Here is a 21,490-nt window from a genome sequence, read left to right as displayed (position 1 = left end):
CTGGTCAGCAGACAAAAAAGTAGGGAAAACGATGCCTAGTATTACAAATCAAATCTTGAGCGGCGCCAAATGGACAAGTATTTCGACAGCGTGTATTACGGTCATTCAAATCATCCAATTCGCCCTGCTCGGGCGGGTCATGTCACTGGCTGAATTCGGTCTTGTCGGCATGATCACAACGGTAGTGGTGTTTGCCCAAATTGCGCTTGATATGGGTTTTGGCGCCGCGCTCATTCAAAAAGATCATGTGACTGATAAACAGATGTCTTCCTTGTACTGGCTGAATATCATAACGGGGCTTGCGCTGTTTGCGCTGCTGTTTTTCAGCAGTCCGCTCATCGCCGATTTTTATCGGCGGGAGGAGCTTGTCTATTTAATCCGCGTGCTGGCCGTCATGTTTTTAATCGCGCCGATCGGTCAGCAATACCAGTATATGCTGCAAAAAGCGCTGGCATTTAACACGTTAAGCAAGATTGAAATCTTTTCAAATGTGCTGTCCTTCGTGTATTTGGCGGCCGCGGTTTTTTATACGGACCCGATTCTCGCCTATGTGATTTCCCAGGTGCTGCTGCAATCGTCAAAAGGCATTCTGTACTGGATGTCCTGCAGAAAAACATGGAGACCGGCGTTCGTTTTTGATCTGAAAGGAATGAAAGGCTTCTTTTCTTTCGGGGCCTTTCAGCTGTCTTCCCGGCTTGTGAACCGGCTCGGGGCGAATATTGATATGATTCTGATCGGCAGTTTTATCGGCGCCGAGGCGCTTGGCATTTACAATCTGGCCTACCAGATTGTCACGCTTCCGGTATTAAAAATTAATCCGATCATTACGAGAGTCGCGTTTCCCGTCTTTGCGAAAAACAAGCATGAAAACAGCGTTATCAGAGAAGGATTTCTCAATATGACCAAAATACTCGCGCTGATATCCTTTCCGCTTTTGCTCGGTTTGGTTTCAGTGTCGGATGCATTCGTGGCTTCGGTATTCGGAGAAAAATGGCTGGCGGCTGTCCCGGTTTTAAACGTTCTCGCCATCGTCGGGATTTTAAGGGTTCTGATGAATCCGAACGGATCTGTGCTGCTCGCAAAAGGGCGGGCCGATCTGGCGTTTTATTGGGACGCCGGGGTGATGCTGCTGTATGGTGCATCTTTGTACGCCGCCGTGCTGTCCGGAAATCTCTTGACGGTAGCCTGGACGTACGCTTTCATCAGCATCCTGAATTTCCTGATCGGGCGCTGGCTGTTGGCATATGTCATTAAGCTGCGTCTGTCGGCTTACTTCAAAGCCGTGGCCAAACCGTTTCTGCTTACGGCGGCAATGGGTGTCATCGCCTTTACAGCCAGCTTCGGCACGGAGCGGATCAGCCTTGATGTCAAGCTGCGTCTGGCAATCTCCGTAGTCTGCGGCGCGTTGTGTTATTTATTCCTGTTAGGAAAAGCTTATCCGCATATGAAAAGTAAATTAAGAAAAGGACGTTTGCTATGAAGGTATTGTGGATGACAAGTGTCTATCCGAGCAGTGAAAAGCCGGGGGAAGGCGTTTTTCATGAAACACAGGCGCAAGAACTGAGAAAGCTTGGCGCGGAGATGACCGTCATTTGTCCGCGGCCGAAACTTGCCGCGCCATTCCGGGTGCTGAAAAAGACGTATCGGCAAAAGGATATAAGGCCGGCGCATGAATGGCGGAAAGGCGTGTCCGTCCACCGGCCGTTTTATCAGGCGGTTCCCGGGCAGCTGAAATGGGCGCAGCCGCATAAAAGAATGGCGGCATCGGTTCTTTCCGCGATTAGAAATCATGGCCTGAAGCCCGATCTGATTCACGCGCATTTCGCCATGCCGTCAGGCGGAGCGGCCGCCATTGTGTCGAAGGCTCTAGGCATTCCGTATGTGCTGACCTTGCATGGCAGTGATGTCAATGTCTATCCGCATTACAGCAAAAGCGCTCATCGCGCATTTACATTTGCGGTGCGGGAAGCAGCCGATATTTACGCTGTGAGCGGCAGTCTGCGGGAACAAATGAAAAAGCTCATCGAAGCGGAGTGCAGCGTGCTTCCGATCGGCATCACGCTTGACGCCTTCCGAGAAAGGAACGAGACGAAAGAAGCCGTCAGAAAACGGCTCGGCCTTCCTCCGGATAAAAAAATGATCGTGTTCATCGGCAGGCTTGTCAAAGAGAAAGGTGTTTTCGACTTATCAAAAGCCGTTCAGTCATTGGATGAAAGATATAAAGCTGTCTTTGTCGGTGACGGTCCCGCCGCATCTTCATTGCGGGAAGCCGCTCATATCATCACGGGGCAAGTGCCGAACGACAAGGTACAGGACTATCTGCTGGCCTCGGATGTAATGGCGCTGCCGTCCTACAGCGAAGGCATGCCGACTGTGGTCATTGAGGCGCTCGCTCTGAAGGTGCCGGTAATCTGCACCGATGTCGGAGGATTGGCTTCTTTATTCGGGAAACACCGGGGGTTGCTGATCAAGCCGGGTTCACCTGAGACGCTGGCAGAATCGATTCTGCAATATGACGGAGGAGAGGCTTGGACGCCGCAAACAGCCGAGGAACTTTATCAAACCGTCCGCACGTATTTTGACGCAAGCCAAAACGCGAAAGCGCTGAAAGAGAAATACCGATCCGTAATGAACCGGGCCGGGCAAGAGGAGAACCTTTCGAAAGAGGGATGAAGCTGTGAAAAAAATCGCTGTATTAGGAACAGGGTATGTAGGTCTTGTATCTGGAACTTGTTTTGCGGAAATCGGCCATCATGTGACTTGCTGTGACATCAATGAAGCGAAAATCAGAAGCTTGCAAAACGGAGTCATCCCGATATATGAACCGGGGCTTGAGGAATTAGCCGAAAAAAATGTCAGTGCCGGGCGGTTATCCTTTACGGCCGATATTGAGCCGGCTGTGAAAGCCGCTGATATCATCTATATCGCCGTCGGTACGCCGATGTCAAAGACGGGTGAAGCCGATCTGACCTACATTAAGGCAGCGGCGCAAACAATCGGAGAACAGCTGAACGGATACAAAATCATTGTCACCAAAAGCACTGTTCCGGTCGGGACGGGAAAGCTCGTTTACCAAATCGTCAGCGAAGCGTCAAAGGGAAAATATCCGTTTGATGTCGCGTCAAATCCTGAATTCCTCCGCGAAGGTTCGGCGGTGCGGGATACGATGCAGATGGAGCGGGCGGTTATCGGCGCCACAAGCGAACATGCCGCTTCGGTCATTGAAGAGCTTCATAAGCCGTTCCGTACGAAGATCGTAAAGACCAATCTTGAAAGCGCGGAAATGATTAAGTATGCCGCAAATGCTTTTTTAGCCGCCAAAATATCTTTTATTAACGATATCGCCAATATTTGCGAACGTGTCGGGGCGGACATTTCCCACGTGTCAGAAGGCGTCGGTCTTGACAGCCGGATCGGGAATAAATTTCTGCAGGCGGGCATCGGATTCGGCGGATCCTGCTTTCCGAAGGATACAACGGCTTTATTGCATATCGCAAACGCCGCCGGCTATCCGTTTCAAATGATGGAAGCCGTCATTGAAACCAATCAGAAGCAGCGGGTCCGTATTACGGAAAAATTGAACCGCGCTATCGGTCCCTTAAAAGGGAAAACCGTGGCCGTACTGGGGCTGGCCTTTAAACCGCACACAAATGACGTCCGCTCCGCCCCGGCTCTTGATATCATCACAAGTCTTAAAGAGCAGGGCGCTCACGTGAAAGCGTATGATCCGATCGCGATTCCCGAAGCGTCAGCGATATTAGGAGACGGCGGTATTGAATATCACACAAAGCTGTACAGTGCCATCAAAAACGCGGACGCATGCCTGATTACAACAGATTGGCCGGAAGTCAAGGAGATGGATCTTCAGAGAGTGAAGCAGCTGCTCAAACAGCCGGTCATCATTGACGGCAGAAATATGTTTCCGCTGGAGTATATGAGGGTTTCAGGATTCACTTATCATTCCGTCGGACGTCCGGCGGTTCATGCCGATCGGCAAATAAAAGAACTGGCAAGATAGAAAAAGATTTGTCTTCAGGCTCTCGGCAGCCCGGCTCGGCTGCCGGTTTTGGAAAGGGGTTTGCCATGTGAGTATCAAACGTTCAGCGGCACATGTTCTTGTGCTGCTTGCCGCTCTCATTACAGGAGGATTCATCATGCTGGAGGCGGTCAGAGCGGATGCCGGCTTCGGAAAAATCACCGTGCTGCTGCTTGCCGCCATGATCGGCATTGCCGGGCTTGCTTTGCTATCCGCCTTTACAACAAACGGTCAGATGTTTATGGGGCTCATTTACATACTGATCGCGTGTACATTTTTAAACCAGGCCTTCTTTGCGGTTCATCTCGGATTTTTCAGCTTATTTATATACCGGTTGTTATTAATCGGAGCGGGCGCCCTTCACATCGCCGGCATCCTGACAAACCGTCATCATATTGACAGATGGAATCGGGTGAATGTAAAAGGGGTTCTGATGTTTTTCGCCTTATGGTTTACATACGGTCTCCTATCGTTATTGTGGGCAAAATCCGTGACGTACGGGATTAAATATTTAGCTTTAATGGGAATGGGCATGTTTTTGATTTATCTTATTGTCATGTTCATTCAGCGCTTTGATCAGCTGATGGTTTTTTACGGCATATGGCTTGTGATGACCATTTTTGTGATGGCGATCGGCTTTTACAACCATTTTACACACCACCATCTGCCGAGCTCCACGCTTTATAACGGCCCGCAGTACAAACAGCATTATCCGACGTCCGTTTTCTTTAATCAAAATGATTTCGCGACGTTTTTGTGCATCAGTTTCTTTCTGTATGCGGCGGCGGTGAAAAATATGAAAAACGGCTATGTGAAGGCCGTCAGCCTGCTCTTTGCGATCTGCGCTTTGTATTTAATTATTTTGACCGGTTCGCGCGCGAGTCTGCTGGGCATATGCGCGGGGGCGGCTGTATACGTCTTCATCCTGCTGCCTTCCCTGTTGAAAAAACTCGCGCTGTACGCTGCGGGAGCGGGTGCGGCGCTGTTTGCGGTTTTATTTGCGGGCCGTATCACCAATGCCGTCTTGAATCTGTTTTCAGCTCCGCAGGCGATGCCGGGACAGCAACCGCTTCCTTCCAACCTCGCGAGGGCGAACCTTTTAAAGAACGCCTTTCACTATGTGATTGATTCTTGGGGGTTCGGAGTGGGTGCCGGAAACGTCTCGTATTATTTAAAAGCGGAGCCCGTTTATGATACGGGCGGCGTAGTAGAGGTGCACAACTGGCTCGTCGAGATTATGGCGAACTTCGGCGTGCTTACGATGCTCGGTTACCTGACAGTCTATTTGTTCCTTTTTTGGACACTTTATAAATGTCATGAAAGAAAATCGGAAAATCAGTCAAGACTGATCACAGAAGGACTTATCACGGCGATGGCCGGTTTTTTGGTAAGCAGCATCAGCCCAAGCTCCGTATCAAATTTATTTTTCCACTGGGTATTTCTCTCGCTCGTGATCGCGGCGGTCAATATATTGAGGCGTTTACAAAAGGAGCCTGCCGTCACGGCGTACTATGAAAAACAGGGAGATGCGAGATGAAGGATATGTTGACAAGAATAACCCGGCGTATCAAAAAGAATATCATTTGGATCATTGCGCTGCCCGTTGTGTTAGGGGCGGCGGGATATGTATTGCCGTCAAAAATCAGCGGAAACAGCAGTTTTACATCAGAAGCCGCGATCGCCGCGGGAAATTATGATCATCCGCTTTATAACAATACAAAAGAAATCCCGCTCCTTTTGACGAGCGATGCCTTTTTAAAGCAGGCTTTGCCTGATCAAACAGACGAAGAAAGAGCGGCCGTGAAAAGTAAACTGACTGTCGAAAAACAATCAGATTCATTGATCACGGTCAGCTACAGCGGCCAAAACAAACAGGAGACCGAATCGGTGTTTCAAGCCGTCATAAAAACTTTTCTGAAGAATGACCAGGACCTGTTTGAAAAACGGGCAAAAGTAGTGCGGCAGAGTATTGCTGCGCTTGAAGGAGAAACCGTCAGCGCGGACGCCAAAGTGGATAAGGAACGATTTTTATACGAATTGAAAAATACGCAGCTGAACCTGAAAGCGGCCGGCGTCATCAATTCAGAGCCGATGAATGAAACGGCGGGACAAGGCATGCCGCCGAAAAAGAAAGCGGTTCTGGGCGTTTTAATCGGCATTGCAGTTGCATTTATGTTCATTGTCATTCCTGAGTTTTTTAGAGAGTCCTTGTAAAAATCTGCGATGGAGATGTGACCATGACAAACTGGAAACCTTTCGTATCTGTCATTACACCGTCTTATAACGCAAGTGAATATATCGAAGACACGATTCAGTCCGTTTTACATCAAAGCCACCCGCATTGGGAAATGATTATCGCGGATGATTGTTCCACGGACGGAACGAGAGATATTTTACGGCAATATGAACAAAAGGATGAGCGGATCCGCGTCGTTTATTTAGATAAAAACGGGGGAGCCGCGGCTGCCAGAAATACAGCCCTTAAACATGCCAAGGGCCGTTATGTCGCATTTCTGGACAGCGATGACAGATGGAAAAAGGAAAAGCTTCAAAAACAGCTTGCGTTTATGGCAGAGCGGTCCTGCGCTTTTTCATTTACGGGCTACAGCGTCATGGAGCAGGACGGAACGCCGACGGACAAAACCATTCAAGCCCCTGAAAGCCTGTCATATGATGAAGCTTTAAAAAACACGATTATCGGCTGTTTAACGGTCATGATTGACAGAGAGCAGACGGGGCAGATTCAAATGCCTGATATCAGAACGCGGCAGGATTTAGCGACATGGCTTTCCTTGCTGAAAAGGGGATTTACGGCTTACGGCCTGAATGAGTGCCTTTCAGAATACAGGCTTGTTCAGAATTCGATTTCAAGCAACAAGTGGAAAGCCGCAAAAAAAACGTGGTTTGTTTATAGAGAAATTGAGCGCCTGCATTTTATCAAGGCTTCGTGGTGTTTTATGCAATATGCGAAAAACGCGGTCTTGAAAAGACTGTAGGCGTCAGAGGAGCTGGGTGATGAAGGTGGAACCGATTATTCACGTAATCGTCGGAGCGGCGGAATGGGGGCATGACCGGCTGAGATACAGACGGCACCGGCTGGCTGAATTTCTCGCCCGGCAAAAAGAAACGAAAAGCGTCATTTGGGTATGCCCGTCTCCGCGAGCCAATGATGGTCAGATGGCCGGGATCGCCGAGGGAATCCGGCAGTTCACTGTAAAGGATCTCATGCAGAAAAAAGCTTTCCGCTTCGGCAGGTATACAGACATGTGCTACAGGCATAAGCTTTCACCATTGTTGAACATGCTGAAGGAAGAAGGAGAAGGGGCCCGCTGCTGCTTATGGTACACCTTCCCCGGTTTTCCGCTGCTGGCAGATCTGTTTCCTTGGGATGAAGTGATTTACGATTGCAGTGATCTGTGGGCCGCTCCGATCAGCGGCCGGTCCGGAGTTCTGTCAAATGTTAGAAGAAACATCATTAAACAAGCGGAAATGAGAATCATACAGCGTGCCGATTCCATTACGTGTACATCTGACTGTCTGCACCAAGAGGTCGGAAAAAAGCTGGAGAATCCGCACCAGAAAGTGTTCACCATTGAAAACGGAGTGGAATATGACCTGTTTTCACGGGAAAATAAACAGCCGGATGAAGACATTTTACGGGGACGGAACGGAACGGTTCTCGGTTTTATCGGCGGAATCAAACCGAAGCTCGATTTTGCGCTTATGGCGGAAACGGCAGATGTGAGGCCTGACTGGACGATTTTATTGGTAGGCCCGAACACGGCTAAGGACGATCCGGATTTCAAGTCGCTTCTGGAGCGTCCGAATGTCATCTGGACGGGACCTGCCGCGCCGAATGAAGTGCCGTCCTATATGCAGCTTGTCGACATCGGCATCATGCCGTATAAAAATTCCCCTTATAATGATGCGGTATTTCCGCTTAAGCTTTTTGAATTTTTAGCCGCCGGGAAACCGGTTGTCGGCTGCAACCTTTCTTCTACGTCAAAAATCAAAAGGCCTTTCGTCTATGAATACGTTGAAGGCAGTGACCCCGCAGATTTCATCGCGGCCTGCGACGCGCTTCTGGCAGCGGACCGCAGCGGATCATATGAGGCTTTGCGCCGTGAATTGGCCCGGAGACGGGATTGGAATGTTTTATTCGGCCGAATGCTCGAATGCACGGGTATATTGAAAAATGCGCAATCCCATTAAAAGGGAAAGCGCATTTTTTGATTTGCGTGTTTCTTTTTGATGATGCTTGTTATAATAACTAGTAAGAATTATAATGGAAGGAACGGTTCAATATCAGAAAAGACTTCATATAATTCCAAAGGAGACTTCTTTATGCTTGACGAACGCATGTTTCGCATAGTTGTTGCGTTTTTTGTCTCTCTGCTAACGGTTTTAATCCTAACTCCTATCGTAAAAAAAATTGCGATCAAAATAGGTGCAGTTGACCAGCCCAGCAACCGAAAAGTACATGATAAAATAATGCCCCGTATGGGCGGCTTGGCCATCTTTATCGGCGTAGCGGCGGGTGTGCTCGCGGCCGGCATATATAATGAAACGAAAATGACCGCCATCACGGTGGGTGCGTTTATTATTGTTATTTTAGGAATCCTTGATGATAAATACCAATTAAGCGCAAAGGTAAAGTTTTTCGTCCAGCTGGCCGTGGCCATTATGATTGTGAGCACGGGACTGAAAATGGACTTTTTCTCCGTACCGTTTTTAACGGAACGTTTAGAATTGGGATGGGTCGCTTACCCGCTGACTGTGTTATGGATCGTCGGTATTACGAACGCGATGAACCTGATTGACGGTTTGGACGGACTCGCTGCCGGCCTGTCGGTCATCGGACTCTCCACTATCGCCGTTATGGCGTTGTCCGGAGGGAAAATCCTTATTCTGTCACTTTCACTTGTCGTGATAGGAAGCACACTCGGATTTTTATTTTATAATTTTCACCCGGCAAAGATATTTATGGGAGATACCGGATCGCTCTTTCTCGGATACGTCATCTCAGTACTCTCATTATTAGGTCTTTATAAAAGTGTTACTTTATTCAGTATCATTATTCCGATCATCATTTTGGGCGTGCCGATTTTTGATACGACATTCGCCGTCATCAGGCGGATTTTAAACAAACAGCCGATCTCAGCGCCTGATAAGTCACATATACACCACCGGCTGATGGCCTTCGGGCTGTCACACCGCACGGCTGTCATTATCATTTATTTAATCGGCTTTATTTTCAGCGTCAGTGCCATCCTGCTGAAAAGCGCGACCATTTGGCTTTCGCTGTTTATTATTTTTGTATTGATTGTATTTATGCAAATCATAGCAGAGGTCACAGGGTTAGTAAATGAACAATTTAAACCATTTACCAAGTTTTACAAAAGATTGGTAAAGAAAAATTAAAAAGAGCAGATCATGCGAATGGTCTGCTTTTTTACTATTCTCTTATTATATAAAAAAACCCGATCCTGCTCAAAGGATCGGGTTTACTCTTAATAGCCTGTTGTGCCGCCGGACTGTGTGCTGTCCGTACCGTTTGCACCAGCAGTACCGTTGGTTGAGTCGGTTGTGCCGCCTGTTCCTGTGCCGCCGGAAGTTGAATCGGTTGTGCCGTCTGTTCCCGTGCTGTCGGAAGTCGAATCAGTCGTACTGTCCGTTCCGGTGCTGTCAGAAGCAGGATCGGACGCCGTGCTGCTTCCGGATGGGTAATCCAAATGTTTCTGCAATTCCTGCCGTATTTTTTCGAGATTGGTCGGATCTGGTTGGAAATAATATGTTCCGCGCGTAGTTGCAGTTCCGCCTAAATATAAATCTGATCCTGTTATGGTCAGTGTATCAATCTTCTTGCTGGTAAAGCCGCTGTAAATCTGCTGAAGAGCGAGTCCTTCAGTGATTCGGATATTCGTTTGGACGTTGTTGCTCGCTGTTTCAGCGATTTTATCGATTTTAGCAATATTTCCAGCTCTGGACATTTGGTCGATCAGTGCATTTAGGATTTGCTTTTGGCGGTCATTCCGGCCGAAGTCTCCGCGCTTATCCTGTTTTCTCATCCGCGCATAAGCCAAAGCCTGCTCACCGTTCAAATGCATGTTTCCTTTCTTGAAATAGATCCGTTTCTTTTTACTGACGTCACTCATCTCGTCGAAGTCAAAAGGCACTTTTACATCGACCCCGCCTACCTCATCAATAACATCCTTAAAGCCATTGAAGTCGACAGTGACATATTTATCAATCGGTATGTCTAATAAATCTTCTACGGTTGACACGGTTTCATCCGCTCCGCCCTTAGCAAAAGCCGCATTGATTTTTGATTTTTTACCGGTTGTGTCGCCGGCAAGCGTCACCCGCGTATCACGCGGAATACTCAGCATTTTCATTGTTTTATTTCTCGGATCAAGGGTAACGACAATAAGGGAATCTGATCGTCCGCCTTTTCCGCTGGTGGCATAATTTTCGATCCCCATAAACAAAATGGAGAACGGTTTTTTCTTCATATTGATGACTTTATCCCGCAATTTTGATTTGTCTCCGCGGGAAAGGGCATCATATGCATTATCTGCCGCATTGATCGTTTTGTATACTTTGTATCCGCCAAACCCGGCAGCGACTAACAAAACGAGGGTAAGCAGCAGCAAAATCCGTTTGAATATGATCTTTCGTTTGCTTTTCTTTTTCTTTCGAACACGCACTCTTACACGTTCAGCCATTACATTAGTCTCCTTTAGGGCTGACGTCTGTTTCTAAATACGTCAGTTCTCCCTCTGTATTCTTACTCTTGCCGTTCGTCAGTTCTGTCATCCATTTGATAAACTCGTCTTTGTCTTTTTCTTCAACGTACGTTTCAAATTCGACATGATCCGCATAATGGATATCTTTCAGTAAAAAAACTGATTCTCTCAGTTCGTTCTCTATCTTGCCGAGCCACGTATAATCCGCTGATGTATGCATAATCCGCATCAGCTTCCGCTCCGTAACTCCTATATGATTTAAGCCTTCAGACACTGACTTCCCATATGCACGAATCAATCCGCCTGCACCGAGCTTTATTCCGCCGAAATACCGGGTAACCACCGCGCAGGTATCTTTCAGACCGCGTTTTTTCAGCACTTCCAGCATGGGGACGCCGGCTGTGCCGCTTGGTTCTCCGTCATCATTCGCCTTTTGTATATGGTCGGTTTCGCCGATCAGATAAGCTGAGCAGTTATGAGTCGCATTCCAGTGCTGTTTTTTTATCTTTTGTATAAATTCCTGCGCTTCCTCTTCAGAAGCAGCACGGCTCAGGTGACAGATAAAACGCGATTTTTCAATCACAATCTCATGTTCACCCGTTTCTTTAACTGTTAAATAGCTGTGCAGCATGATTGCTGGACCCTCCTGACAAGCATTAAAAGACTTGTTTCTACAAATTCGAACAGACTTTAGAATTTTTGCGCATATTTTGGTATCATGAAAGAGTAAGATACTATATAAAAATGTTTTTTTCTAGAATATACGCATTCTTTCATTATAATTCGACATAAATTGCAGTTCAATTACATTTATAATAAAAATACATAACAACACCGTTACGGAGGGAGACAGATGAATAAATCGAAGATGGACTCCAAAGTTTTGGATTCTATACTTATGAAAATGCTGAAAACCGTGGACGGGAGTAAGGACGAGGTTTTTCAAATCGGAGAGCAGTCGCGCCAGCAATATGAGCAGCTGGTTGAAGAACTCAAACAGATCAAACAGCAGGTCTACGAAGTCATTGAGCTGGGCGACAAACTTGAAGTTCATACGCGGCACGCACGAAACCGCTTGTCTGAAGTAAGCAGAAATTTCCATAAGTTCAGCGAAGAAGAAATTCGCAACGCCTATGAAAAGGCGCACAAACTTCAAGTGGAACTGACGATGATCCAACAGCGTGAAAAGCAGCTGCGGGAGCGCAGAGATGATTTAGAACGCCGGCTTTTAGGTCTTCAGGAAATCATTGAACGGTCAGAATCGTTGGTCAGCCAAATAACCGTCGTTCTGAATTACCTGAATCAAGACCTTCGCCAAGTAGGGCTTCTTCTTGCCGATGCGCAGGCTAAACAAGATTTCGGTTTAAGAATCATTGAAGCCCAAGAGGAAGAAAGAAAAAGAGTTTCCAGAGAAATTCATGACGGTCCCGCGCAAATGCTGGCAAATGTCATGATGAGATCTGAATTAATTGAACGGATCTTCCGCGACCGCGGCACGGAGGACGGATTTCAGGAAATCAGAAATCTACGGCAGAATGTGCGGAATGCCCTTTACGAAGTCAGAAGGATTATATATGATTTAAGACCGATGGCATTGGACGATCTCGGGCTGATTCCGACACTGAGAAAATATCTTTATACAACTGAAGAATACAACGGAAAGGTGAAAATACATTTTCAGTGCATCGGAGACACGGAGAACCAAAGGCTTGCCCCGCAATTTGAAGTGGCGCTTTTCCGTCTCGCTCAGGAAGCCGTCACAAATGCACTCAAGCATTCAGAATCAGAGGAAATTACAGTAAAAGTGGAAGTAACCGCTGATTTTGTCGTTCTCATCATTAAGGACAATGGAAAAGGCTTTGATATTAAGGATGCTAAACAAAAGAAAAACAAGTCATTCGGCTTGCTGGGAATGAAAGAAAGAGTAGATCTGCTTGAAGGAACGATAACGATAGACTCTAAAATAGGTCTTGGGACATTTATCATGATTAAGGTTCCGTTATCTCTCGGCCTATAATTTGTTAAATAGAGCCAAAAGACATATTGACCGAACAGCGGCGTATATAGAACAATAGGATAAGGAGGCGTAGCGTGTGACTAAAGTAAATATTGTTATTATCGACGACCATCAACTATTCCGTGAGGGTGTAAAAAGAATATTGGATTTTGAACCTACCTTTGAAGTGGTAGCAGAAGGTGACGATGGAGATGAGGCGGCTCGAATCGTCGAGCATTATCATCCCGATGTTGTCATAATGGACATCAATATGCCGAATGTAAATGGAGTAGAGGCTACTAAACAGCTTGTTGAGCTGTACCCTGAATCTAAGGTGATTATCCTTTCCATCCATGATGATGAAAACTATGTGACTCATGCTTTAAAAACAGGTGCAAGAGGCTATCTCCTGAAAGAGATGGACGCAGATACTTTAATCGAAGCAGTGAAAGTGGTAGCCGAGGGAGGCTCTTACCTTCACCCGAAAGTAACCCACAATCTTGTCAACGAATTCCGCCGTCTTGCGACAAGCGGAGTTTCTGCTCATCCTCAGCATGAGGTTTACCCGGAAATCCGGAGACCATTACATATATTAACGAGACGGGAATGTGAAGTGCTGCAAATGCTTGCAGACGGAAAAAGCAACCGCGGAATCGGTGAATCATTGTTTATCAGTGAGAAAACAGTGAAAAATCACGTGAGTAATATTTTGCAGAAAATGAACGTTAATGACCGGACACAAGCCGTTGTCGTAGCCATTAAAAACGGCTGGGTAGAGATGCGTTAGTCATGTGTGAGAAGACTTGCCTGTTAAGGCAAGTCTTTTTTTACAGCTGCATATCTATTAAAATACTTATTAAGTACTTAATAAGGCAGGTAAAGTGATGAAGATTGCAGTTGTAACAGACAGTACAGCATATATTCCGAAAGAGATGAGAGAAGAACATCATATTCATATGATCCCTCTCCAAGTGGTTTTCGGTGAAAAAACATTCCGCGAAGAAACAGAACTCGACTGGAGAAGTTTTTATAAAGAAGTAAAAAATCATGATGAGCTGCCGACTACGTCCCAGCCTTCTTTCGGTGAATTAATCGCATTGTACGAAGAACTGGGTAAAACATATGATGCAGTCATAAGCATACATTTGTCCAGCGGAATCAGCGGAACTTATAACAGCGCCGCCTCGGCAAACACTATGGTTGATCATATTAAAGTTTATCCCTTTGATTCAGAGATCAGCTGTTTGGCACAAGGTTTTTATGCATTAAAGGCAGCACAGCTCATTAAAGACGGTGTTGACTCACCGGAAGAGATTATAAAAGAGCTGGAAGAAATGAAAAAAACAGTCCGTGCGTATTTTATGGTGGACGATTTATCACACCTCCAGCGGGGCGGGCGTCTAAGCAGTGCTCAGGCTTTTATCGGCGGTCTGTTAAAGGTAAAGCCTATTCTTCATTTTGACAATAAGGTAATTGTTCCTTTTGAGAAGATTCGGACACGCAAAAAAGCGATTTCGAGAATTTTTGAGCTGTTTGGGGAGGATGCAAGTAAAGGAATCCCGATGCGGGCCGCTGTCATCCATGCAAACAGGGAAGAAGAAGCGGCGGATATTATACAGGAGTTAAGCGGTAAATATCCTCATGTCGAATTCTATAACAGCTATTTCGGTGCCGTGATCGGAACCCATTTGGGCGAAGGCGCCATCGGAATCGGCTGGTGCTTTAAAAACTAAGTGAAAATCTCCGTTTTCAAGGGCGGAGATTTTTTTATTATTAAGTTTTCGTGATTCGACAAAAAAATTCCCGGCAGGCATACTTTGAGCAGAAAGGAGGCAGGGAGATGTCCGAAGGTGCTTCAGAATTTTCAGAGGTGCGGGATTTCTTTTACGGCCGGCATTTATTAAGATCTGAGATACCGTTTTCAGACCAGCGCATCAAGCGTTTAACAGAAAAAGAATATATAACGGCCGAGCCGTCAATCATCCGCCGGAAAAACCGTTACGTCTGCCAACGATGCGGTCAGTCTGATCAAGCCAGCTTTGCGGCATTTTGGGCGCCCTCTGCCAAAAGGCAGATTACCTATTGCCGCGCCTGTGTCATGATGGGAAGGGCTGATGAACTGACATCATTATATTCTTGGAATCAAGCCCCTGAAAACAGCTGGGAGCCTGTAAAGCTTTCTTGGGAAGGAACACTGACAGACGGACAGAAGCGGGCGGCCGCCGCGCTTACAGATGCGATAAAAGAGAGACAAGAGCTGTTAGTATGGGCGGTTTGCGGATCGGGGAAAACAGAGATGCTGTTTCCGGGTATCGAGTTTGCGCTGAATCACGGTTTGCGCGTTTGTGTCGCAACTCCGCGTACAGATGTCGTACTTGAACTGCTGCCGAGACTGAATAAAGCATTTGAGAAAGTCGAAGTTTCTGCTTTGTACGGCGGCAGCGAGGACAAAGGCCGCTTGACTCCGCTGATGATTTCAACCGCTCACCAGCTGATGCGCTACCGAGACATTTTTGATGTCATGATAATAGATGAAGTAGATGCGTTTCCTTTTTCAGCCGATGAGACATTAAGATTCGCTGTTGATAAAGCGAGGAAGAAAAACAGCGCCCTTGTTTATGTAACGGCGACTCCTTCAGACACATTAAAAAAGAAGGCTGAAGCCGGTTTGCTGAAAAGCGTCCGCATACCGGCCAGATATCATCGGAAACCCCTCCCGGAGCCGCGTTTTTTGTGGTGCGGCAATTGGAAGAAGAAGCTTCAGAAAGGAAAACTGCCGCGCTCTGTAACGGATTGGGTCCGCCAAAAACTTCAATTACAGCTGCCGGTTTTCTTATTCGTCCCGTCTGTACACGTATTGAAAAAGACAACGGATTATTTTCGGAAATTAAACATACGGGCAGAAGGCGTACATGCGGAAGACACATTCAGAAAGGATAAAGTGAAACGATTCAGAGACGGCCGGCTTGACCTGCTGGTAACGACTACGATTTTAGAAAGAGGGGTTACCGTGCCCAAAGTTCAGACATGTGTCCTCGGCGCAGAAGCACCTATCTTTACTGAGAGCGCGCTCGTACAGATCGCGGGCAGAACGGGAAGGCATTATAAACATTTCAGCGGTGATGTCGTCATGTTTCATTTCGGAATTACAAACGGAATGAAAAAAGCAAAAAAACATATAGAACATATGAACAAATTGGCACAAAAAAGTAAATTGTTGGACTAGTTAATTTCAGAAAACGTGATACAGTATACTCATACTTTCCTATGAGGAGCTGTCAGCATGCTTGTCAATTCAAAAGAAATCGTATTAAGGGAACTTCTCGACCGCCATATGTCTCAGCTTCATATGAACTGCACATGCCGGGTATGCAAAAATGACGTACTGGCACTTTCATTAAATCGGGCTGAGCCGGCATATGTTACAGATAAAAAGAAAGTTGCTTATGCAAAAGCAGAGATAGTTGATAAACAGAAAAATACGGCGCTGCTTGTCATTCTGGCTGAATCAGCGGCGATTGTTTCGGTTAATCCAAGCGAGTTCTGTGAAACTCGGGAAGGAGCGTAATATCTCTGAATTGTTTATTGTGTGACTCACCAATTTCAAGTTCATTGACTTGGAGATCTCTGTTTTCTCTGGCGCCCGAGCAAGAGATATGCAGCATATGCAGCAGCCAATTCGAAAAAATTGAAGGCCCCGTATGCAGTATATGCGGGAGGCCTCAGGAGTCAAATGAAAAATGCGCTGATTGTGCGGCCCGGGAATCAAAAACGGAAAAGTGCTTTTTGCTGCGGCAAAACCGTTCGGTATATTTGTATAATGATGCGATGAAGGACTCATTGGCCCGGTTTAAATTCAGGGGTGATGCGAAAATCATTCAAGCATTTGAACGTGACTTTGCTGCCGGCTTTAAAGCGGCATATCCATCAAATACACATACTCTCATCCCTATTCCGCTGAGCGGCGAACGGCTGGCGGAACGCGGATTCAATCAATCCGAGCTGCTGGCCTCTCTGCTCGGAATGCCCGTCATTTTCCCCCTCATCCGACTGAACAATGAAAAACAATCCAAAAAGAGCAAAACAGAAAGGCTGTCCGCAGAAAAAAAGTTTTCAGCAGCCGAAAACTCCGCCGAAGGTATGAACGTCATCTTAATAGATGATATTTATACGACGGGCGCCACACTTCACCAAGCCGCCGAAGTCCTGCTGACAGCGGGTAAAGCGTCATCGGTCTCCTCTTTTACTTTAATCAGAAGCTAAATCATTCTTTTTTTCTGCCGATATAATTGATAGAAATATAAGGCAGATTAAAGAAGGAATAGGAGTTAATACGATGGGTGAATTGGCGAATTGTCCAAAATGCAATGCTTTATTTTTTAAAACGAACCTGCAGACCGTGTGCCAGGCATGTATTAAAGAAGAAGAAAAAGCATTTGAAACCGTCTATAAATTTTTGAGAAAGCAGATCAACAGACAGTCGACGATGCAGCAGATCACTGAGGAAACAGGTGTGGATGAAGAGCTGATCCTCAAGTTTATCAAACAAAAAAGGATTCAGATCAGCCAGCTTCCGAATTTGGCATATCCTTGCGAAAGGTGCGGAAATCCAATCAGGACGGGGAAATTTTGCAAGTCCTGTCAGACAGATATTGAGTCGCAATTAGACCATATGAACCAAAAAACAGCCGCTGAATTTGATGAAAAAAACAGTACAAAAGACACATACTATGCCTATAATACCAAAAACACCTGATTCCCTAAACTAACTGATAACGCAGTCGATAAAAGAATTAGACTGCGAACAGAAAGCGAGAGGAATCCTATGAAAATCAATCAGTACGGAACACAATCCGTTAATCCATACCAAAAAAATTACGAAAAGCAAGCCGTACAAAAAGAGGCTGCAAAGCCGAAGGACAAAGTGGAAATTTCTTCTCATGCAAAAGAGCTTCAAAATGCGTCAGATGCGGTCACTAAAACACGTCAGGAAAAAATCGCTCAGCTTAAAGCGGATATAGAGAGCGGAACATATAAAATAGATTCAAACAGCATCGCTGAAAACATAGTGAATTTCTATAAAAAGCAATAAAAAGGAGAAAGCCAATGTCAGCAAAGCCAATTATTGATCAACTGAAGCGACTTTGCGCACTGCATGAACATCTGCTCACGCTGTCTGAGGAGAAAACGGAAGCGCTGAAAGCAGGTAAAACAAAAGAGCTCTCCAACATATTGACCAAAGAGCAAAAGTATATTCAGGCAATCGGACAGACTGAGGAAGAACGAATCAGGTTAACTTCTCAGTTTCTCAGCCGCGGTGAGGACAATACAATTGCTGCATGCATCTCCAGAACTTCAGGCAGTGAAAAACAGGAGCTTGAAGGGTTATTTCACTCTTTGTCTGCGCTTCTCGACCGTCTGAAAGAAGTGAATGAGATGAACAAACAGCTCACGATTCAGGCTTTACAATTCATCTCCGGGGCATTCGATATGATCATGCCGGGTGAAAAAGAGAATATGAATTATAAAGAGCCGCAAGCGGCGCGCAAGCCTGTCAGCCGTTTGACATTATTCGATTCAAAAGCTTAGAACGGAGGATTTTCAATGCCATCGACTTTTATGGGGCTCGAAACAGCAAGGCGTGCATTGAGTGCGCAGCAGACTGCATTAAGCACAGTTTCAAATAACGTTGCAAATGCAAATACAGAAGGATATACGAGGCAGCGCGTCACATTACAATCGACGAGCCCTTATCCCGCAGTATCAAAAAACAGTGATCTGACGGCCGGCCAAATCGGAACAGGAGTAAAAGCCGGTTCAGTTGAGCGCGTCAGAGACAGTTTTTTAGACTATCAGTACAGAACTGAAAATACAAAATTAGGGTACTATACTGCCCGTTCCAATTCATTGTCGCAAATGGAAGGCGTCATGAAAGAGCTTGACGATAACGGATTAAACGGATCGCTCAGTTCGTTTTGGAATGCCCTTCAGGATCTGGCGACGAATCCGGAAAATACGGGAGCGCGCTCAGTTTTGCAGGAGCAGGGGAAATCTCTTGCCGAAAGTTTTAACTATATATCTACCTCTTTGACTAACATTCAGGGTGATATTAAAAAGAACCTGGATAACACAGCGGATCAGGTCAATTCCATTCTCAATCAGCTGAATGACCTTAACAATCAAATAGCGGCAGTTGAGCCGAGCGGTATGCTCCCTAATGATTTGTATGACCAAAGAGACAGATTAATTGATCAATTATCTTCTATGGCAAATATAAAAGTTTCATATAATAAGTCGGGCGGACATGCCTTGGCGACTGCTGAGGGCACGGTTAACGTCGAATTGCTGAACGGAAACAACAATTCTCTCGGTACGCTGCTCGACGGTAACACAAAAACAGTTTCAGAAATGAAAATCAACTACGACAAGGACAGCGGCCTCGTGTCGAGTGTGTCAGTCGGCAGCAGTACGGTCAATGCGGATGCATTTACCGGTAAAGGCTCACTTTTAGGTCTTATTGAATCATACGGCTATATGTCAAATGGAGAAGAAAAAGGTCTTTATCCTGAAATGCTGACGGCTCTTGACAATATGGCGCTATCCTTTGCTGACGCGTTTAATGCAGTTCATGAAAAAGGGAAGACCTATACAGGCGAACAGGGTGCAGCATTTTTTGATTTCAGCGGTGATGAAGCGGTGCCGGCAAAAGGTGCGGCAGCGAAAATAAAAGTCAGTGACAAAATTCTTGCGTCTACTGATAATATCGCAGCGTCGTTAAACGGAGAAAAAAGTGACGGCACCAACGCGACAAATCTTGCAGCCGTACAGAACAGCAAGCTGACTATTAACGGTGAAACCACTACAATTAATGACTTTTATGAATCCCTTATCGGAAAGCTGGGCGTTAATTCACAAAAAGCGGCCAATCTTATGAACAACTCTGAAAGCAACACCCTTTCAGCCGATGAACGGAGACAATCAGTCAGTGCAGTTTCTTTAGATGAAGAAATGACAAATATGATTCAGTTTCAGCACGCTTATAATGCGGCTGCGCGGATCATAACGATGCAGGATGAAATATTCGATAAAATTATTAACGGTATGGGCACCGGAGGAAGATAGGAGATAAGTAAATGAGAGTAACTCAAGGGATGATCGCAAAAAATTCTCTTCGATTTATCGGCTCAAGTTTTGACAAGCTCGATCGGCTTCAGCAGCAAGTGTCTACGGGGAAAAAAATCACGAAAGCTTCTGATGATCCGGTCGTTGCAATGAAGGGAATGCAGTACCGTACTCAGCTTGCGCAGGTAAACCAGTATCAGCGGAATGTTTCGCAAGGTTTTACATGGCTGGAAAACTCGGAATCAAGCGTAAACTCGGAAACGGATATTATGGGGAAAATTCGGGACTTGATGGTTCAGGCGAAAAGTGATTCGAACGGTGAAACAGAATTGAAAGCAATCGGTACAGAAATCGGCCAGCTGAAAAAGCAGCTCGTTTCTGTCGCGAATACTCAGGTAAACGGACGTTATCTGTTTAACGGAACAAATTCAGACGTCCCGCCGATCACTGAAAATGCCGACGGCACATATACGTACAACTATGAGAATTATACCGGTGCTTCGGATGTTAACATCAACATCTCAAACGGAGCAGTGCTTAAAGTGAATTCTGATCCAAACTCAGCTTTCGGAGGCGTCGCACAAAATGGAGATAATGTATTTGAATTTCTCAACTCCTTAGAAGCTTCTTTAAGCAAAGGCACGCTGTCCGAAGCAGATTCAGATCAAATTCTGTCAGATATTGACGGTTTTACCGATAAAATGAATGCTGAAAAATCCAATATCGGCGCACGCACAAACCGATTGGAACTCATTCAGACAAGATTGGAATCACAAGCGGCAACCGCTGAAAAAGTATTGTCCGATAATGAAGATGTAGAAATGGAAGATGTAATTGTTGATTATTTATCTCAACAGACGGTTCATAGAGCAGCGCTGTCAGTGAATGCGAATATCATTCAGCCGTCACTGATTGACTTTCTGAAATAATATAACTGACCGTCTTCAATATATAAAAAAGCGACTCACACCAGGGAGATCGCTTTTTTTACTAAAATACTATAAACAGGAGGGGTCTCTGTGCAGATGCCGAGATTGATTATTGACAGTGTGCCTGCTAAAATCGGTATAACCTTTCAAAAGGAAGAAATCGAGATGGAACAGCCGCCCGCTGACCTGGAAATTGAGCAGCCGCCGGCAGAGCTGAACATTGAAAGCACGCCGGCCAAACTGACGATTGACCAGACGAGGGCGTGGGAGAACTTGAATCTCAAATCATTTGAAAAGCTGAACGCTGAAGCCGCCCAGAAAGGTGCGGAAGTCTGCAGCGAGTTTATTGCCAAAACAGTCAGGGAAGGGAAGGAAATGGCGGCTATCGAAAAGAAAACGGGCAATGTGATGGCCCGGCAGGCAGCAGATGTCAGTCCGCCCGATCCATTCGGCGAATTCAGCGACTTTCTGCCTGCGCAGTTTCTCGTCGACATTGACTGCATTCCTTCAAAGCTTACGATTGATATTGAAGCCCGCAAACCTTCAATTGAAGCAGCCGTCAATAAACCTGTATGGAATTATACGCCGGGGAAAGTTCAGATTGATATGATGCAAGACCCTAAGGTGACGATTTCGGTTGACGATGGCAACGCAGAATAAA

22 protein-coding genes are annotated in these 21,490 nt (G+C 46.0%); 20 read left to right on the top strand and 2 right to left on the bottom strand.

Translation table 11 applies throughout. The annotated features are described in order from the left end of the window. The first annotated feature begins 31 nt into the window (after positions 1–31). The 8 genes from tuaB to AR442_RS15305 all read left to right on the top strand — a co-directional run bounded on the left by tuaB (position 32) and on the right by AR442_RS15305 (position 9,457). On the top strand, positions 32–1,480 hold the full coding sequence (tuaB, locus tag AR442_RS15340) for a teichuronic acid biosynthesis protein TuaB (protein ID WP_022553871.1): 1,449 nt from the start codon (positions 32–34) through the stop codon (positions 1,478–1,480). After that, complete coding sequence (tuaC, locus tag AR442_RS15335) at positions 1,477–2,673, top strand: teichuronic acid biosynthesis protein TuaC (protein WP_014419018.1); 1,197 nt, start codon at positions 1,477–1,479, stop codon at positions 2,671–2,673. The genes tuaB and tuaC overlap by 4 nt, the downstream gene beginning before the upstream one ends. Positions 2,674–2,677: 4 nt before the next feature. Next, positions 2,678–4,018 carry a UDP-glucose 6-dehydrogenase TuaD gene (gene tuaD / locus AR442_RS15330; protein ID WP_014419017.1) on the top strand — a complete coding sequence of 447 codons (1,341 nt, stop codon included), beginning with the start codon at positions 2,678–2,680 and terminating at the stop codon, positions 4,016–4,018. 67 nt (positions 4,019–4,085) lie between these two features. Continuing rightward, the gene (tuaE, locus tag AR442_RS15325; RefSeq protein ID WP_014419016.1) at positions 4,086–5,573 is read left to right on the top strand and encodes a teichuronic acid biosynthesis protein TuaE; all 1,488 of its coding nucleotides are present in this window, start codon (positions 4,086–4,088) and stop codon (positions 5,571–5,573) included. Then, positions 5,570–6,250, top strand: coding sequence for a teichuronic acid biosynthesis protein TuaF (gene tuaF / locus AR442_RS15320; RefSeq protein ID WP_014419015.1), 681 nt, complete (start codon positions 5,570–5,572; stop codon positions 6,248–6,250). The genes tuaE and tuaF overlap by 4 nt, the downstream gene beginning before the upstream one ends. A 23-nt stretch (positions 6,251–6,273) precedes the next feature. Next, positions 6,274–7,032: a teichuronic acid biosynthesis protein TuaG gene (gene tuaG, locus AR442_RS15315; protein WP_003151380.1), complete on the top strand. Its 759-nt coding sequence runs from the start codon at positions 6,274–6,276 to the stop codon at positions 7,030–7,032. A gap of 19 nt (positions 7,033–7,051) precedes the next feature. Continuing rightward, positions 7,052–8,248 carry a teichuronic acid biosynthesis protein TuaH gene (gene tuaH / locus AR442_RS15310; protein WP_014419014.1) on the top strand — a complete coding sequence of 399 codons (1,197 nt, stop codon included), beginning with the start codon at positions 7,052–7,054 and terminating at the stop codon, positions 8,246–8,248. Positions 8,249–8,380: 132 nt separating this feature from the next. Further along, entirely contained in the window at positions 8,381–9,457 is a 1,077-nt protein-coding gene (locus AR442_RS15305) for a glycosyltransferase family 4 protein (protein WP_003151382.1), read from the top strand. Positions 9,458–9,546: 89 nt separating this feature from the next. Here AR442_RS15305 and AR442_RS15300 read toward each other — a convergent pair whose 3' ends face one another. Both AR442_RS15300 and AR442_RS15295 read right to left on the bottom strand, forming a co-directional pair. Beyond that, on the bottom strand, positions 9,547–10,761 hold the full coding sequence (locus AR442_RS15300) for an LCP family protein (protein WP_014419013.1): 1,215 nt from the start codon (positions 10,759–10,761) through the stop codon (positions 9,547–9,549). 4 nt (positions 10,762–10,765) lie between these two features. Beyond that, positions 10,766–11,413, bottom strand: a complete 648-nt coding sequence (locus tag AR442_RS15295; RefSeq protein ID WP_007614107.1) for a YigZ family protein — start codon at positions 11,411–11,413, stop codon at positions 10,766–10,768. A 222-nt stretch (positions 11,414–11,635) separates the two neighbouring features. Between AR442_RS15295 and degS the strand changes: the two genes are divergently transcribed. The 12 genes from degS to AR442_RS15235 all read left to right on the top strand — a co-directional run bounded on the left by degS (position 11,636) and on the right by AR442_RS15235 (position 21,489). Next, on the top strand, positions 11,636–12,799 hold the full coding sequence (degS, locus tag AR442_RS15290) for a two-component sensor histidine kinase DegS (RefSeq protein ID WP_007407484.1): 1,164 nt from the start codon (positions 11,636–11,638) through the stop codon (positions 12,797–12,799). A 76-nt stretch (positions 12,800–12,875) separates the two neighbouring features. Beyond that, entirely contained in the window at positions 12,876–13,565 is a 690-nt protein-coding gene (degU, locus tag AR442_RS15285; protein WP_003219701.1) for a two-component system response regulator DegU, read from the top strand. 97 nt (positions 13,566–13,662) lie between these two features. Then, a complete protein-coding gene (locus AR442_RS15280; RefSeq protein WP_003151387.1) occupies positions 13,663–14,511 on the top strand; it encodes a DegV family protein in 849 nt (282 codons plus the stop codon). 107 nt (positions 14,512–14,618) lie between these two features. After that, on the top strand, positions 14,619–16,004 hold the full coding sequence (locus tag AR442_RS15275; protein ID WP_014419012.1) for an ATP-dependent helicase ComFA: 1,386 nt from the start codon (positions 14,619–14,621) through the stop codon (positions 16,002–16,004). Positions 16,005–16,061: 57 nt separating this feature from the next. Beyond that, positions 16,062–16,346 (top strand): late competence protein ComFB, encoded by a 285-nt coding sequence (comFB, locus tag AR442_RS15270; RefSeq protein ID WP_014419011.1) that lies wholly within the window; start codon positions 16,062–16,064, stop codon positions 16,344–16,346. A gap of 5 nt (positions 16,347–16,351) precedes the next feature. After that, entirely contained in the window at positions 16,352–17,041 is a 690-nt protein-coding gene (locus tag AR442_RS15265; RefSeq protein ID WP_197535984.1) for a ComF family protein, read from the top strand. 73 nt (positions 17,042–17,114) lie between these two features. Next, a complete protein-coding gene (locus tag AR442_RS15260; RefSeq protein ID WP_014419009.1) occupies positions 17,115–17,534 on the top strand; it encodes a TIGR03826 family flagellar region protein in 420 nt (139 codons plus the stop codon). 69 nt (positions 17,535–17,603) lie between these two features. Further along, complete coding sequence (gene flgM / locus AR442_RS15255; protein ID WP_003151393.1) at positions 17,604–17,870, top strand: flagellar biosynthesis anti-sigma factor FlgM; 267 nt, start codon at positions 17,604–17,606, stop codon at positions 17,868–17,870. Positions 17,871–17,884: 14 nt separating this feature from the next. Continuing rightward, entirely contained in the window at positions 17,885–18,367 is a 483-nt protein-coding gene (locus tag AR442_RS15250; protein ID WP_003151394.1) for a flagellar protein FlgN, read from the top strand. A 15-nt stretch (positions 18,368–18,382) separates the two neighbouring features. Next, on the top strand, positions 18,383–19,900 hold the full coding sequence (gene flgK, locus AR442_RS15245) for a flagellar hook-associated protein FlgK (RefSeq protein ID WP_014419008.1): 1,518 nt from the start codon (positions 18,383–18,385) through the stop codon (positions 19,898–19,900). A gap of 11 nt (positions 19,901–19,911) precedes the next feature. Then, entirely contained in the window at positions 19,912–20,829 is a 918-nt protein-coding gene (flgL, locus tag AR442_RS15240; protein WP_014419007.1) for a flagellar hook-associated protein FlgL, read from the top strand. Between the two features lie 90 nt (positions 20,830–20,919). After that, on the top strand, positions 20,920–21,489 hold the full coding sequence (locus AR442_RS15235) for a DUF6470 family protein (protein WP_053285365.1): 570 nt from the start codon (positions 20,920–20,922) through the stop codon (positions 21,487–21,489). The last annotated feature ends 1 nt before the right edge of the window (position 21,490 follow it).

It is taken from the genome of Bacillus velezensis, from assembly GCF_001461825.1.
Taxonomy (GTDB): domain Bacteria; phylum Bacillota; class Bacilli; order Bacillales; family Bacillaceae; genus Bacillus; species Bacillus velezensis.
This window is presented reverse-complemented; position numbering and strand designations above follow the sequence as displayed.